Origin of the sequence: Nitrosospira briensis C-128 (genome assembly GCF_000619905.2) — a bacterium.
In the GTDB taxonomy this organism is placed as follows: Bacteria; Pseudomonadota; Gammaproteobacteria; order Burkholderiales; family Nitrosomonadaceae; genus Nitrosospira; species Nitrosospira briensis.
The window spans coordinates 433423-448502 of the sequence record NZ_CP012371.1 but is presented as its reverse complement, the minus strand read 5'-3'; the positions used below and the strand labels follow the sequence as shown (position 1 = coordinate 448502).

General features: G+C 52.5%; 13 protein-coding genes. 8 read left to right on the top strand and 5 right to left on the bottom strand.

Going from position 1 to position 15080, the window contains the following annotated elements:
• Window positions 1-19: 19 nt before the first annotated feature.
• Together F822_RS02030 and F822_RS02025 are read right to left on the bottom strand one after the other, a co-directional pair.
• Complete coding sequence (locus F822_RS02030) at window positions 20-517, bottom strand: hypothetical protein (RefSeq protein WP_025039576.1); 498 nt, start codon at window positions 515-517, stop codon at window positions 20-22.
• Window positions 518-590: 73 nt separating this feature from the next.
• Window positions 591-2258, bottom strand: a complete 1668-nt coding sequence (locus F822_RS02025; protein ID WP_025039577.1) for an alpha-glucosidase — start codon at window positions 2256-2258, stop codon at window positions 591-593.
• Between the two features lie 709 nt (window positions 2259-2967).
• Here F822_RS02025 and F822_RS02020 point away from each other — a divergent pair.
• Window positions 2968-3681 carry a hypothetical protein gene (locus F822_RS02020; protein ID WP_025039578.1) on the top strand — a complete coding sequence of 238 codons (714 nt, stop codon included), beginning with the start codon at window positions 2968-2970 and terminating at the stop codon, window positions 3679-3681.
• Window positions 3682-3784: 103 nt separating this feature from the next.
• On the opposite strand, the gene F822_RS02015 is transcribed toward F822_RS02020, so the two are convergent.
• Both F822_RS02015 and F822_RS02010 read right to left on the bottom strand, forming a co-directional pair.
• Window positions 3785-5257, bottom strand: a complete 1473-nt coding sequence (locus tag F822_RS02015; RefSeq protein WP_025039579.1) for an amino acid permease — start codon at window positions 5255-5257, stop codon at window positions 3785-3787.
• A gap of 272 nt (window positions 5258-5529) precedes the next feature.
• On the bottom strand, window positions 5530-6099 hold the full coding sequence (locus F822_RS02010) for a DNA-3-methyladenine glycosylase family protein (protein WP_231623547.1): 570 nt from the start codon (window positions 6097-6099) through the stop codon (window positions 5530-5532).
• A 581-nt stretch (window positions 6100-6680) separates the two neighbouring features.
• Here F822_RS02010 and ahr point away from each other — a divergent pair.
• From ahr to F822_RS01995, 3 genes are all read left to right on the top strand, one after another.
• Complete coding sequence (ahr, locus tag F822_RS02005) at window positions 6681-7694, top strand: NADPH-dependent aldehyde reductase Ahr (protein WP_025039581.1); 1014 nt, start codon at window positions 6681-6683, stop codon at window positions 7692-7694.
• A 542-nt stretch (window positions 7695-8236) separates the two neighbouring features.
• Window positions 8237-8926 carry a VIT1/CCC1 transporter family protein gene (locus F822_RS02000; RefSeq protein WP_025039582.1) on the top strand — a complete coding sequence of 230 codons (690 nt, stop codon included), beginning with the start codon at window positions 8237-8239 and terminating at the stop codon, window positions 8924-8926.
• A 416-nt stretch (window positions 8927-9342) separates the two neighbouring features.
• A complete protein-coding gene (locus tag F822_RS01995; protein ID WP_025039583.1) occupies window positions 9343-10701 on the top strand; it encodes a hypothetical protein in 1359 nt (452 codons plus the stop codon).
• A gap of 131 nt (window positions 10702-10832) precedes the next feature.
• Here the strand turns inward: F822_RS01995 and F822_RS15105 are convergent, their stop codons facing one another.
• Window positions 10833-10988: a hypothetical protein gene (locus F822_RS15105; protein WP_156304326.1), complete on the bottom strand. Its 156-nt coding sequence runs from the start codon at window positions 10986-10988 to the stop codon at window positions 10833-10835.
• A 512-nt stretch (window positions 10989-11500) separates the two neighbouring features.
• On the opposite strand from F822_RS15105, the gene ada reads away from it, so the two are divergent.
• The 4 genes from ada to F822_RS01975 all read left to right on the top strand — a co-directional run bounded on the left by ada (window position 11501) and on the right by F822_RS01975 (window position 14860).
• Window positions 11501-12604, top strand: coding sequence for a bifunctional DNA-binding transcriptional regulator/O6-methylguanine-DNA methyltransferase Ada (gene ada, locus F822_RS01990; RefSeq protein WP_025039584.1), 1104 nt, complete (start codon window positions 11501-11503; stop codon window positions 12602-12604).
• Window positions 12601-13350 carry a 2OG-Fe(II) oxygenase gene (locus F822_RS01985; RefSeq protein WP_025039585.1) on the top strand — a complete coding sequence of 250 codons (750 nt, stop codon included), beginning with the start codon at window positions 12601-12603 and terminating at the stop codon, window positions 13348-13350. The genes ada and F822_RS01985 overlap by 4 nt, the downstream gene beginning before the upstream one ends.
• A gap of 17 nt (window positions 13351-13367) precedes the next feature.
• Window positions 13368-14021, top strand: coding sequence for a DNA oxidative demethylase AlkB (gene alkB, locus F822_RS01980; protein ID WP_025039586.1), 654 nt, complete (start codon window positions 13368-13370; stop codon window positions 14019-14021).
• A gap of 167 nt (window positions 14022-14188) precedes the next feature.
• Window positions 14189-14860 (top strand): hypothetical protein, encoded by a 672-nt coding sequence (locus F822_RS01975; RefSeq protein ID WP_025039587.1) that lies wholly within the window; start codon window positions 14189-14191, stop codon window positions 14858-14860.
• Window positions 14861-15080 lie beyond the last annotated feature (220 nt).

Here is a 15080-nt window from a genome sequence, read left to right as displayed (position 1 = left end):
AGCTGAACAGGCGTTTGCATCAATAGGAGATGGTTCCGTCTGCCTCCAGTTTTCCCTTGCCGGTCTTGATATCCTGGCTTCCCTGTAATTCCACGCTCCCGTTTGCTTTTGAATACTGCCCCGTTCCGCCTGTGATCTGAAACGTTGCATTGGAAAAGGAATATACGGGTACCGTATCTGTCGGAACAAGAGAACCGCTATAGTCACCGCTAAGCTTATCGCCATTTGCCGCGGTGATCGTCAATTTGCCGATGAACGCGTAATGATTGTCCACCGGCGTAATGCAATCGCTCGCTGCAAACAAAATCTTGCCCATTTGCGTACTTTTACCTGTGCCGGTCGTCGTGCCGCCGAATCCGGAGGGGCAGTCTGGATTGAGCCCCATTTTTTCCTGCGTTACCACGCTAGCCTTCAAGGGCACGTTTGTCGGGCCTGCCAAGGCGATTAGCGGTAGTGTCAAGCCTGCAACGGCAATGACAGAAGTTATGGTTCGCTTCAAGGACGAGAACGACGGCATGATCAATGCTGGCTCCTTATTTCTAATTTGTAAGAGAAAGTTGAAATTAGTGGCCGATTCTAGTCTAAGGAAGCTAGCCCAACAATACCACTCGTCCTTCAAAAGGCTGTAATTGGTATGCGTCGCTTTGAAGATGTGTCGAAAGCAGTATTCTGGAATGGTTTATCGGGTTTTTTTGCGCGTACCGGGACATATTCAGTACTACCCTATATTTTTTTTCGCCGAAAATGCGATCGTATGCGAGAATTTTTTTATTGCATAAATCGTGCGCAATCTCGAGACTTCCCGCATGTAGCGCGGGCGTTTCGTTTCGAAGGTGAATCACTTTTTTATAAAAATTAAAGAGTGAATCGGAATCCGCCATCTGCCTGTCAACATTTATTTCCTTGAAATTTCCGGCGATTGGCAGCCACGGCTTTACTGAATCGGCACAGAAACCGGCATTCGGTTTTTCGTTCCATAGCATCGGCGTGCGGCATTCGTCGCGATTGAGAATTTCAGCGCTCTTATCCACCAGGAACTGCGGAACCCAGTTATGCTGAATGGCAATAGCGTCTTTTCCTTGTTTTAGCGGAATTCTCACTCTGGGGATGCCGATTTCATCCCCGAAATAGGTGAAAGGAATGCCTCTGCATGTGAATTGAAATAGCGCCAGCAATTTAGCCTTTGCTACACTTCCACCCAAACGGCTGATGGTGCGTGTGCGGTCATGATTGGCAAAGACGAGCGTGGGTATCAGGGGCTCGGGAAAATGCTCTTCAAATGTCAGCAGCATTTGACGGTAATTTTCCGCCTTGAACGGCGTTGAAATAGCCTTGAAAAGGAAGATGGCGTTCAAGCCATTCTTGCCGTTGTGATAGCAGAACTGGTTGATCAGCGCTTCGTCCCCATGCGATTCCCCTATCAAGACTCTTCTGGGATTATCGAACTCGTCCACTACGCTTCTTAACTCCGTAGCAAATTCGAAGCTTTTTTCATGGAGAAAATTGTTTTTCAGATTTTGAAAAAAAATGGACAATGATTCGTCCGACGGGGTCAATCGAAAACTGGGCGGATTGTTGCAGAGTTTGGCGTCTTCATAGATAGCGCTTATGATATCCAGCCGAAAGCCGTCTACCCCTTTTTTCAGCCAGAACCGGACGACATCGAACATGGCTTGCTTGACTTCGGGATTGTGATAGTTCAAGTCGGGCTGAAAAGGGAGAAAAGCCGTGTAATTGAACTGTTTCCGTTCGGGGTAATAGGTCCAGGCTCTGTTGCCGGCCATGGCGCGCCAGTTGTTGGGCGGCTTCATGCCATTCCTGCCTTTCCCATCTTTCCAGATATACCAATCCGCTTTGGGGTTGTCGCGTGAGCTTGCCGATTCCTTGAACCAGGAATGCTCATTGGAGGTGTGGTTCAGCACCAGGTCGAATACGAGCTTCATTTTCCTACGATGCACCTCTTGCACCAGCTTTTCAAAAAGCGCCATATCGCCATACTGTGGAGAAATGGAAAAATAGTCGCTGATATCGTAGCCGAAATCTCTTTGGGGACTTTCCGTAAAGGGAGAAATCCAGATTGTTTCGTAACCGAGGTCTTTAAGGTAATCAAGTTTTTCGATAACACCCGGTATATCTCCGATGCCGTCGCCATTGGTGTCGAAGAAGGAGCGTGGGTAGATCTGGTAAACGGTGGTTTTTTTCCACCATTCGCCATCTGAATCATCAGGGAAGATGGAACTCGTGGAACTGTCTGTCATAGCTGTTGGAAGTTTCCCATAAGAATTATTTACGATTTTGGCGATAACTGCCTTTCGGGATTGAAAGCCTGGGTTGATCTATTCGAAGGGAGCAGGATATATAAAGGGCGAAGGATATACGGGTAGACTTGGGATCTCCGGTCTCGCCGAAACCTTGATCAGGAAAGAAGGGGCAGCGCAGTTCGAACACCGGCCGAATATGATGAGCAAGATTCTCTCATTCAGCAGAGTCTTACCGTATCAAGGATGATAGGACTGCTGATTACCGGCCCGAGTTCAATGGCGACAGATAGTTCTGCGGAAACTCGATAGCTCTTGCATTGGGGTAGGGGTGCTGCAAAGCGCGGTACGACTCGGATACGATTACTGGACTATGGCAATCCAGTACACCGCGTTTAGAGAGCCCGGTAGAGGTGGCAATCGCAGGTAATCACGATTTCGCGATCAAGAATTTCTCAGGCAAACAGAAGCATTCAAACCTCAGTATTGCTATCGCGCAAACGTCTCGTCATTTTGAAGCTATCATGAAACAAGAGCAGTGTATTGACGATGATTTTCGCAGCCAGATCATCCCATCATGCTAGTACCTTGGTCCGATGGTCAAATGATTAATGCGGGGTAAGATAATGTTTTATTACGCCAACCAAAAATTATGACTTTACTTTTCGCTTCGAGATAGCAAGCACCAATTTTATAAGATGAACGTCATATGGAAAACTTGAGTGCGGCGTTATCAGTGGTGGCGGTGTTAGCGGAACCGCTGGGGGAAAATGCTACGCTGATAGGTCCTGTTCATTATCAGTCCTTCGCAGCCAGCCGTTTTGCCCGCGCTTCATTCGCGTATTTTCACCTTGAAGATTTCGAGAACGGTATCCTGGATACTTTCAACGCCCTGGCACCGCATGGAATGGTGTTGCAGCCTGCCGGCCAGGCCGCGCCGGCCGAAGCAGAAGATGGCTCGACAGATAATTCGCACGCTTTGCGTAATACATGGTATGCAGACGGCGACTCGATCCTGACATTCTCGTTCAGTAAGGAATTACTCGGCGAGCTACCTACCGATGCCGGTTTGATATGGACTGACATGGGACTTGCCAACATTCGGGGCGGTTTTAAAAGCGTGCTTTTTGAAGCTTTCGATGCATCAAATAATTTGCTGGGAGCGATCGGCCCATCCGCGATGGGAGATGGATTATTCGCGGGTCAAACGGCGGAAGACCGGTTCTTTGGCGTCAGCAGCGCCAATGGCGTCGGTTCCATACGAATAACTTCGTTGAGCAGTACCGAGCAAGGGATGGATCAGTTCCGGTACCACCTCCCGGAGTCTGCGCAATTCGACGCGAATTCTGAATCAGCCGCCCTTGCCTTGCTTGTGGTCGGACATGGGGGAAGCGGCTTCAAACGACGGCATTTGCAAAGCTGAAACGGTAAGGCCCGGATTCAGGCACGCATAAGCAGGGTTGCGCAATGTGAGATTCAGTTGCGACGAACAGAACGCCAAGCTGATCGATGCGGATATACGCGCATCAACCGCCCGCCTGCTGTTTTCCCAAATGGCTGTGTTTGCGGGCATAAGCGAAATAAACGATGAGGCCGGTCAAGGCCCAGTACAAAAACAGTCTTATCGTATTCCAGCCCAGGCTGACGAATAGCAGCGCGCATCCTGCCATGGCCAGCGGGCCGACGATCCAGATCATCGGTGTTTTGAACGGTCTGTGCCGCTCAGGTTCGCGGCGGCGCAGGATCATCACGCCCAGCGCCACCATGAAAAATGCGAAGAGGGTGCCGGAGTTCGAGACATCCGCCAGCATTCCGACCGGGAACATCGCAGCGAAGAACGCTACGGCGATACCTGTGACCAGGGTGACGACATGCGGGGTATGAAAACGCTTATGCACATGGGAAAAGAATTTCGGCATAAGCCCGTCGTGCGACATGGTAAACAGAACGCGGGTTTGCCCATAAATCATCATCAGCACCACAGAGGGCAGGGCGACGATGGCGGCAGAAGCCACCCAATTGCCGACTACCGGGTAACCTACCTCACGTAACACAAAAGCCAGGGGTTCCTTGGATAAGGATAGCTCGGCACCTGGCTGGGCGCCGACAGCGCCCACTGCGGCATATGCGACGATCAGGTAAAAAACCGTGCATATCGTCAATGAACCTATGAGCCCAATGGGTACGTTACGGTTGGGATTGGTGGTTTCTTCCGCCGCCGTCGAGACGGCATCAAACCCGATATAGGCAAAAAAGATGGACGCGGCGGCGCCGAGTACGCCCACACCGGAAAGCGGTGTACCCCAGCCATTGGGCAGCATAGGTTCAAAGTTGGCGGCATTGACGGCGGGCAGGGCGAGAATGATAAAGGCCATGAGCGCAACTATTTTTACGATGACAAGAATAGCTGTGAATCTGGCACTCTTTGAAGTGCCTATGATCAGGAGAATCGTAACGAAAAGCGAGATCAGGAATGCCAGCAGATTGAAACCGCCTGCGGAGGTTGTGTTCGCTATTGCGCCTGTATCCGTTTCAGTTGCAAGAACAATAAAATCATAAGGCCCCGCGGTCAAAGCCATGGGCAACCCATACCCTATCTCATGGAGAAAGCCATTGATATAGCCGGACCACCCGACGGCAACCGCGGCGGCTGCGACTGCATATTCCAGAATAAGCGCCCAACCCACCATCCATGCCGCCAACTCTCCAAATACCGCATAGGAATAGGTATATGCGGATCCCGCAACGGGCACCATCGATGCGATCTCGGAATACACCAGCGCTGCCAGTGCGCAGACAAAACCGGCAATGACAAACGAAAACATCATGCCTGGCCCGGCTTTATCTGCAGCAACCGATGTCAGCACGAAAATGCCGGTGCCGATAATAGCGCCGATACCAAGCATGGTAAGGTCGAAGGCCCCGAGCTGGCGCTTGAGTCCCCTCGTGCGTGCTGACTCAAGTATGTGATCCAGGGACTTGACGCGCTCAAACAACATCTGTTTCTCCGGTAAAAAGGGAGCAAAACGAATTTGCTCGCGCTCTGAATTCAATGAGGATCTAATGAGCTATCGGCGAGCGCGTTGTACTCCGCGGAGACGTACTCAGCGGTTCCTCAGGTCCAGTGGGAGTTTTCGCAAGGCGCATTCTAAACCAGCCGAGCGCGACGCGATGAAAATGCTGCTTTGAACCGCGAAAATTGCCTGAAGCGCAGCAAAATATCGGCATTAACCGGTTTAATCCGGCAAATTGCCCGGATATACCAGACTCGCTACCCTTTCTTCATCCTCTTCTTAATTTTTGTATAGCCAGGCAGTGAGGGGACACGCCATAAATACCAGGATGCCACCGTTCGATAAGGGCTGCAGAGCATGCCGGCTGTTTCCATCGCTTTGCGAGTGGGAATAGTATCAAGAGTTTTCAGGAACCGGTAGCCCTCGCGCACGCCAAAATCATCGGCCGGCAATACATCGATACGGTCGAGCGTGTAGATGAGCAGCATCTCGACCGTCCAGCGGCCAATACCCGGCAGCGCTACAAGGCGGGCGATGAGCTCATCGTTGGACATTTCGCCCGCGATATCGCGAGTTGGTACAAGGCCGCTCAATGCGCCTTCAGCAACGCTTCTTATCGTGCTGATCTTGCGGGTCGAAAAACCGCACAAACGAAGTTCTTCAAATTGGGATGCCAATATTTGGGCCGGACTGGGAAATGCATCTTCGGGGTACAAATCCAGAAATCTGCCGATAATGGCGTCGGCCGCCCGAGCGTGCAACTGCTGGTATGCCACCGCTCTCACCAGTGCTTCGTAAGGCTCACGCGCTGGTTCTGGCTGATGCATGCATGGCCCCACCGATTTTATCAGTCGTGACCAGTCCTCATCAATGAGAGAGAGATGGCTGGCGGCAAGCCAATATATATCAACTGGAGAACTTGTGCCCTTCGTTGCTGTGTTTGTCATTTGTTCGATCTTTTACCTGATTTCTGAACTGAATCGTTGCCTCTCTGCAACCCGGCGCGATAGTCACTGTACTGGATAAGGAGAAATTGGAATGATAGCGTTTTCCTCGAATTGTCGTTTGGTCGTTCCCGACGCCCGTCGATGTTGGACGAACTGTAACAGGGTAACCTTGCACACATTAATGGCGGGGGTAGTTTTTTTTGAGTGAGCGCACTACGGTGTGAATGATCGCCGGCGCTATCGGTATGAGAACTATATTGCCGAAGATTTTGAAGGGACGAAATGCGGGAATTTCGACTCGACATGGATCGATCCAATTGGACAGTACGGTATCGGTGGTTTATTCTTGCTGGAAACGAAAAGCAATAGTATCTGATGCACACGCAGCGGCTAAAAAGCATTATCGCCAGGCAGCATGAATAGAACCGCTGATGCAGGAATTCAACCGAGGAGAGCAATCAATGGATATTCGTGGATGGGCCGCGCACGGTGCAAAACAGAAGCTGGAGCCATTTTCATACAATCCCGGTCCCTTGGGTCCGGAAGAAGTGGAGATCGCTGTCGAGTATTGTGGCCTCTGCCACTCTGATCTGTCGATTTTGAATAATGATTGGGGACTATCCCAATATCCGGTCGTACCGGGCCATGAAGCGGTAGGCCGGGTCGTGGCGTTGGGCCAACATGCGAAAGGCTTACGGATGGGCCAGCGTGTGGGCGTGGGCTGGAATAGCAGTAGTTGCATGCATTGCCACCAGTGCATGACCGGCAACAACAATCTTTGTGCGGAAGCGGGCGCGACCATCATAGGGCACCATGGCGGCTTCGCAGAAAGAGTACGTTCGCATTGGGCCTGGGCAATTCCTTTGCCTGATGCGCTCGATATTTCTTCCGCCGGTCCGCTGCTGTGCGGGGGAGTCACGGTGTTTGCGCCACTGGTCATTTATGGCGTCAAGCCAACGGATCGAGTGGGCGTCGTAGGTATCGGCGGCCTCGGCCATATGGCCATACGATTTGCCAATGCCTGGGGTTGCGAGGTCACGGCGTTTACCTCGAATTCGTCGAAGGCTGACGAGCTACGGAAACTGGGTACGCATCGCATAGTATCGAGCCGCGACGGCGCCGATATTCTCAAGGCGGCCAATACACTTGATTTTCTGCTCGTCACCGTCAACATTCCGCTCGATTGGAGCGCGCTGCTAAAGACATTGAAGCCGAATGGCCGCATGCATGTCGTGGGTGCTGTACTGGAACCGATGCCCATTCCGGCATTTGACCTGATCTTTGGCCAGAAAAGCGTTTCCGGATCGCCGACGGGCGCCCCCGCGATAATGTCATCCATGCTGGATTTTGCCGCGCGGCACGATATCGCGCCGCAAGTCGAACACTTTCCGCTAAGTAAAGTGAACGATGCGATCGAGCATCTTGCGGCTGGCAAGGCGCGCTATCGCATTGTCCTGGATGCTGATTTTCACTGAGAAAATCGGGGAGAAGCTCTATTTGCAGGGGTATATCGAATAGAAAGTAGCAAAAGGTATTGCGATAGCCGGGATAACCCTTCCGTAACGTCTTGTTACAGAAGAAAACAGGAGAACGGGAAAGGAAAGATGGTATTTCCTGTATCTTGAATGGTTGAGGCGTTTTGCCAATGTCACTTTGTGGGACCAGGCCCGTGTTGCGGTTTGGTCAATACCTGTCCCTGATCGAGTGCTTCCGCGGTCTTGCCGTTCTTAAGACGATAAACGCGTGCTCCGGATTTGTTGCACCCACACGTTAATCTGGACCGGTGGAAGTGGATAGCGCTGGCATATCATCAAAATCAACAGTTGCAAGCGAGCTGTAAGAAAACCGGGACAGTATCGGGTGTGTTTTTAGCGTTATGAGATCTGTCATCGTAAGGCCGATAGCTGATGCTGATACTGATACTGTACTGATGTAAATCGGTGATCACGGCAAGATGCATTTGAAATGATTCTCCTACAGCCTCGTCAGGTGGCGGCAGGCCTCATCTTATTCTTTCATGATGCACTCTGAATTCCATCATACGGAGCGTATCGGGTGGCTTCGAGCCGCTGTGCTCGGCGCCAATGATGGTCTCATCTCGACCAGCAGCCTCGTGGTGGGCGTTGCGGCTGCCCAAGCTGGTCGCGAGCCGGTTCTCCTCGCTGCTTTGGCCGGGTTGGTCGCTGGTGCTCTCTCCATGGCCGCCGGCGAGTATGTTTCAGTTAGTTCGCAGGCCGACGCCGAATGCGCCGATCTTGCTCGCGAACGTCGCGAACTGGCCTCTGACCCGGAGCGCGAGCGCGCCGAATTGGCCGGCATCTACGAAGCTCGCGGGCTGACTTCCGATCTCGCCGACCAGGTCGCTGGTCAGCTCATGGCTCATGATGCGCTTAACGCCCACTCCCGGGATGAACTCGGGATTTCGGAGACGACCCGAGCCCGGCCTCTTCAAGCCGCCCTGGCCTCTGCGCTGGCATTTTCAGCAGGGGCGGTTCTACCCGTTCTTCTGGTCTGGTTTATTCCGATAGCTCACCTAAACTCATTGGTTGTCGGAAGCTGCTTGATCCTGCTGGCAATTCTCGGGGCCTTGGCTGCGCACCTGGGCGGCGCCTCAGTTCTCCGCGGGGCAGCGCGAGTCACCTTCTGGGGAGCGGCAGCAATGGGTGGTAGCGCACTTGCTGGCCATCTTATCGGCACTGTTGTCTAAGTGTTCTCATTGAACTCCATATATGGGGTACCGCACAGACGTCAAACTTCCGTGAATGGAAAGATATCTTGCTTGCAGGTGCCGCAACAATGGACGATTGCTGTCGTATCGCTGAGTTGCTTTACGGCGGAGTACCTGGCTCTTCCATACCTCTCACTGTCGGCTTCCTTGAGATTATCAGTGATCAGGAGTTGCACGTAACAGCCTCTATACAGCCTCTGACCTAAAGGGTAACGGACTCAGTCTCCAAGTAAAGACCGTGCCCCAGAGATTGATTTAGATATAAAACGGGATTCCACGCATCTTAGCTTAGGGGTGGTGATTGAGCCGATGGTCGGGCGACATTTGACGTTTCCCGACCGTTTCCCGATACGGCTACCATTACATCGGTGTCGCACTTCAAATTTGATAAAGCCATGATTGCATCAAGGACAGTAATCCCCAAAGTTCTAGTCCTGTTAGTGATGTTCCTTGCCAGCGTTGAAGTCAAGGCTTTGCCCAGCTTTGCCCGTCAGACTGGCATGCCCTGCATCACCTGTCATTTACAGGCCTTTGGACCCAACCTTACGCCTTTCGGCAGAAATTTCAAACTGACGGGCTACACAATGTCTTCCGGTAATAATACGAAACTGATTCCACTCGCCGCCATGGTCCAAGGGTCGTTCACGCATACCCAAAGAGGCCAGCCTGGCGGTGCGGCTGATCACTTCGGTTCCAATAATAATGCCGCCATGGACGAAGCTTCTATTTTTTACGCCGGTCGTGTTACATCCAAGGTGGGCGCTTTTGTGCAAACGACTTTTGATGGTGTGGAAAGAAAAAATCTGATTCTCGATAACACCGACATTCGTTTTGCAGATCAAGCAAGCCTAGGAAGTCAGCAATTTGTTTATGGCATATCCGCGAATAACTCCCCTACTGTTTCAGATCTCTGGAACACTACGCCCGCATGGAGTTTGCCGGCAACGTCGTCGGCCCTGGCGCCGACCCCGGCCGCAGGAACACTGATCGAGTCGCTGGCCGGTCAGGTCGGTGGCGTAACCGCCTATATGATGTGGAATAACCTTCTATACGTTGAAAGTGGTGGCTATGCCAGTCTTCCCAAAAATGTGCAGCAAACGGTGAATACGTTCGACCCCGAGCAAAATAAAATCGACGGCGGCGCGCCTTACTGGCGTGTTGCGCTACAGCACAATCATCAGGGACACTACGGCGCAATCGGCTCTTTTGGCATGAGAGCAAATGTAAATCCGCAGCGAATGCAAGGAGCCGGCACCGACCAGTATACTGATTTTGGGTTTGATGCTACCTATCAGTATCTGGCAAATCTCAGGCATATCTTCGAACTCACTGCCACTTACATTCGGGAGAATCGGAACATGAATGCCAGCATGGCGTTAGGACTGGCAGAAAAGAAGCACAGCAGCCTTGATACGGTCCGCGTCAGAGCCGCGTATACATACCAGCAAACCTATAGCCTTAGCTTGCATTATGGCCAAACTTCGGGAACAGCGGATAATGTCATATATTTCTCTACTGACCCCATCAGCGGCAGCCGGTCGGGCAAGCCGAATAATCAAGCATTCACTGCTGAGCTGAGCTACGTTCCTTTTGGCAAAACTACCTCAACCTTAAGTACATTAGCGAACGTACGACTTGCAGCGCAGTACGTTCACTATTTTCAGTTCAATGGAGGTATTCGCAATTACGACGGTTCGGGTCGCAATGCGACCGGCAACGATACGTTGTTCCTGAGCGGTTGGCTGGCGTTCTGATTCAACGAATAACAATCGGGCGTTCGTGCAGTTCTCCACGATGATCGTCGATATCCCTCGCGAGGCGGGCATGCCGCAGATGGGCCATACGGTGGTCGATCAGGCGCCTCCCACTCCCAATGCGTTATGGATCACAGCGGCCGGGAAGCTGGAACGAGAGCCACCGGATCAGTCACTGCTAACGTTTTGTCCAATGGCAATTCGCCGTAACCCATTGGGTAATGGGCGACATTCATTGCAAGTAATCTGGCGCATTCCGCCCACTCTACCTTATCTGGAGTATTCATCAGTTTATCTATGTGAGCTATACGATGCTCAAGTCTTGTCAGGTAGGACATAGTATTTTTTTCTTGTAGGTTGATTATGGACGAAAAAGAGGCCCACGCAGGGGGCGTGAGCCTGTAAAGAAACGAAGCACTATCTAGTCAAGGATGGCTTCACAATTAATTCTGCCTCAATACGAATTATTTGAACCCGAGAATAGAGGGGTAATTTCCTTCTTAACTGATGAGCTTGAGGTATAGAAAATGTGATTCCCGTGTTCGGGAACAGCAAACAAAAAACACCTTTTGGCGAGGGTGGGGGTTATTCCCGTATACGGGAATAACCCCCACCGAAGCGGATTTGAAGGACCTTAAAGAGAAGTAAACCACCTCAAGTTTTTTGGCCGGATCAGGATCGAATTTTGAATCTTCAAACAAGATCGAATTTGAAAGCAAGACGCGGAGTGCGACGGGGGTACTGACATTGATAAATTGATAACGTTACCGATGTCATGCAACTTCTAAAGGAGCCCATCATGAACACTTTAGCAAAAAAAGCACAACGCACTGCTGAAACGGTTAGTGACCCCCGTTGGGCCTCCGTTATCGCGCGTGATACCGAAGCTGACGGCAAGTTTTATTACGCAGTCAGGACCACGGGCGTGTATTGCCGTCCTTCCTGCGCAGCCCGTCCGGCGAGGCCCGAGAATGTCGTTTTTTACGCCACACGCGAACAAGCGGAGAAGGCAGGTTTCAGGGCCTGCAAACGCTGCCAGCCGGACAAGCCCCCTCGGGCTGAGCAATATGCGACCAAGGTCACACAAGCCTGTCGCATTATCGAAGAATCGGAAACGGCCCCAACCCTGGAAAAGCTGGCAATGCAGGTTGGCATGAGCACCTATCACTTTCATCGCACGTTCAAACAAGTTGCCGGGCTGACGCCAAGGCAATATGCGGCGGCGCAGCGCGAGAAAAAGGTGCGCGATGAACTTGGCCGTGGCAGTACGGTAACGGATGCCATTTTTGATGCGGGCTATAATTCCAGCAGCCGCTTCTACGAAAAATCCAACCAGGTTCTGGGCATGACGCCGAGCAGTTATCGCGCTGGCGGTACGGATAGCGAAATTCGCTTTGCCGTTGGGGAATGCTCACTCGGATCGATATTGGTTGCTCAAAGCAGTCGTGGCATTTGCGCGATTCTCCTCGGTGATGATCCCGATAAGCTGGTACATGACCTGCAGGATGATTTTTCGCACGCCTGCCTCATCGGCTGTGATGCCGATTTCGAAGAACTTGTCGCAAAGGTGGTCGGTTTTATCGAGGCGCCGGGTATCGGCCTGGATCTGCCGCTGGATGTGCGCGGGACCGCGTTTCAGCAACGGGTGTGGCAGGCCCTGCGCGAAATTCCAGTCGGACAGACCGCAAGTTATACTGATATCGCCAAGCGCATCGGCGCGCCGAAGTCGGTACGGGCTGTGGCGCAGGCATGCGCGACAAACAAAGTTGCAGTCGCGATTCCGTGTCATCGGGTGGTGCGTAACGACGGAGTGCTGGCAGGTTACCGCTGGGGCGTGGAGCGTAAGCGTAGCCTTCTTGAGAAAGAGGCGGAGGCGAAGGTGAAGTTGAAAGTACAGGCATGAATACGCCGACAAGCGAATCGTGGAGTATTGCTCCTGTGCGGAACACAGCACGCCGGGTGAATGCGTTTGATGGGTCGCGGATATCGAATGATCTGGACGCGCGGGGCTGCGCGGTGATCAAAGGATTTGCTTCGCTTGAAGAATGCGAGGCGTTGGCACGATTATATGTGCGGGACGACATTTTCAGAAGCCGGGTCGTCATGGCGCGCTACGGTTTCGGGCGCGGGGAATACAAGTATTTCAGCTATCCGTTACCCGGCATCATCACCGAACTGCGCACGTCGATATATCCTCGGCTTGTGCCGATCGCCAATCGCTGGAATGAAGCAATGGGCATAGCGGTGCGCTATCCGGAGAAACTTGCTGATTTCATCAAACGCTGCCATGAAGCGGGTCAGCTTCGCCCGACCCCTTTGTTGTTGCAATATGAACCGGGTGATTATAATTGCCTGCATCAAGACTTGTATGGAGAGCATATATTTCCGATCCAGATCACGATACTGCTATCCGAGCCGGGCCGCGATTTTACAGGTGGTGAATTCGTGCTGACCGAGCAGCGGCCACGCATGCAATCACGCCCCGAGGTCGTGCCTCTCAGGCAAGGAGACGCAGTGGCGTTTGCCGTGCATCATCGGCCTGTGCAAGGCACACGGGGCGTATATCGGGTCAACTTGCGCCACGGCGTCAGCCGCATCCGGTCGGGCTGCCGTCAAACCGTGGGCATCATTTTTCACGACGCAATTTGAGAGCCAAAGGGATAAACATGACGCTCAGCCTATTTGAAGGCGTGACGCAATGCCAGGCACAGCGGGAGGAGCTATGCGCCGGCGCGACCGTGCTGCGCGGCTTTGCGATGCGGGATGAAGCTGCCATTTTTGCACAATTATGTGATATCACAACCGCTGCGCCATTTCGCCACATGGTTACGCCGGGCGGTTTTCGAATGTCCGTCGCGATAACCAATTGCGGTTCTTTTGGTTGGGTAACGGATCGCACGGGCTATCGCTATGATAGGGCAGACCCGGAAAACGGCAAGCCATGGCCTTCCATGCCGGGCGTATTCCTGAAGCTGGCGCAAGACGCCGCGGCAAGCGCCGGTTTCCCGAATTACGCGCCAGATGCATGCCTTGTCAATCGCTACGAGCCGGGAGCGCGGCTATCGTTGCATCAGGACAAGAATGAGCGAGACTTCGGCGCACCTATCGTTTCCGTGTCGCTAGGGATTTCGGCAGTGTTTTTATGGGGTGGCTTGCGGCGCGGGGATAAGCCGGTGCGCATACAATTGGCACATGGTGACGTGATGGTGTGGGGCGGACCAGCGAGACTGCACTACCATGGCGTGCTCCCGCTTAAGGATGGGTATCATCCCCTTGCGGGTGCCTGCCGGATAAACCTGACTTTTCGTAAGGCGGTTTGAGGGGATCCAAAAATCGCGCGGCTCCGGCAAATGAATTCGAAAGCAAGCATGAGGTTCCTTAGCACCTGGTTCTGTGCTATGTTTTTGAGAGTAAATGTGGGATGCCGCCATTGGCGGCTGCGTCCTCACGATATAAACGAAGACAAAAAGAGACAATGAGAGACAGGGTGAATCTGCCTGAACGAAATTTATTGATAGCGTTCGGTTTGGCATTCGACATAATGATGTCATTCGGGTCGGCCGCCCATGCGCAACAGGCTGAGGTTATCTCCGGCGGTACAGCGAGCCTTTATCGTCCTGATAATCAGGCAAAACAGAAAGAAGCTTTCACCGGCGGCACATGCGTCATCGAAACCGGCGCGTTCCCGATCGGCTTCAATGCTTACGTGGTGCCGGATGGCGATCATCCTTCTTACCCTCCATTTTGCTCTCCCGTACCGGCAGGACCGCTGAATCTGGTGATGGATATACTGGTGTCGGAGATTCGCGAAATACCACTGATCGTAAGGTTGGTGAAAATAGAAGGTGGGGAAGCACGTGAGGTAGTGTCGATGCCCGCTCAAGCATACACATCCGGCAACATCCCGCTTGCCGTCAACCTGGAACCGCTTGCCAAGTACGAGGTGCTGCTGATAGGCGATGATGGCAGCGGCAATGTTGCCAATCTGGTCAGCATCCCCTTTGATGTGAGAAGAGCGGGCGACTTTGTCAATACGGGTACAGGCATGGGGTTTGGTTTTCTATTTCTGGTTTTGGGTCTAGCGGGACTTGTCGGTGGCTTGATCCATTTCTGGCGCCCCAAACCGTCGACGACGAATAGCTCCGTTAACCGCCTCTAGCAGTCTCGAAAGACTGGCAGTTTGCGCTCACCTCGGGCGGGATATCGTCTATATTAAGGACGCGACTTAAAGCACAACGCCGTGTGCGGAAATCCGCTATCCGTATTAGCGTGTATTGCCGATTTCAGAATTACCGAGGGTAAATGATGCTGCGGTTGAACGCGGCCACGACCTTATCGGCTGGGACACGAAACGGCCATATTCATTCAAATTCATATCG

What these genes read in the sequence shown, in the direction of transcription:
- F822_RS02030 (WP_025039576.1), bottom strand. Translation starts at nt 517, where the DNA reads ATGCCGTCGTTCTCGTCCTTGAAGCGAACCATAACTTCTGTCATTGCC.
- F822_RS02025 (WP_025039577.1), bottom strand. Translation starts at nt 2,258, where the DNA reads ATGACAGACAGTTCCACGAGTTCCATCTTCCCTGATGATTCAGATGGC.
- F822_RS02020 (WP_025039578.1), top strand. Translation starts at nt 2,968, where the DNA reads ATGGAAAACTTGAGTGCGGCGTTATCAGTGGTGGCGGTGTTAGCGGAA.
- F822_RS02015 (WP_025039579.1), bottom strand. Translation starts at nt 5,257, where the DNA reads ATGTTGTTTGAGCGCGTCAAGTCCCTGGATCACATACTTGAGTCAGCA.
- F822_RS02010 (WP_231623547.1), bottom strand. Translation starts at nt 6,099, where the DNA reads ATGCATCAGCCAGAACCAGCGCGTGAGCCTTACGAAGCACTGGTGAGA.
- ahr (WP_025039581.1), top strand. Translation starts at nt 6,681, where the DNA reads ATGGATATTCGTGGATGGGCCGCGCACGGTGCAAAACAGAAGCTGGAG.
- F822_RS02000 (WP_025039582.1), top strand. Translation starts at nt 8,237, where the DNA reads ATGATGCACTCTGAATTCCATCATACGGAGCGTATCGGGTGGCTTCGA.
- F822_RS01995 (WP_025039583.1), top strand. Translation starts at nt 9,343, where the DNA reads ATGATTGCATCAAGGACAGTAATCCCCAAAGTTCTAGTCCTGTTAGTG.
- F822_RS15105 (WP_156304326.1), bottom strand. Translation starts at nt 10,988, where the DNA reads ATGAATACTCCAGATAAGGTAGAGTGGGCGGAATGCGCCAGATTACTT.
- ada (WP_025039584.1), top strand. Translation starts at nt 11,501, where the DNA reads ATGAACACTTTAGCAAAAAAAGCACAACGCACTGCTGAAACGGTTAGT.
- F822_RS01985 (WP_025039585.1), top strand. Translation starts at nt 12,601, where the DNA reads ATGAATACGCCGACAAGCGAATCGTGGAGTATTGCTCCTGTGCGGAAC.
- alkB (WP_025039586.1), top strand. Translation starts at nt 13,368, where the DNA reads ATGACGCTCAGCCTATTTGAAGGCGTGACGCAATGCCAGGCACAGCGG.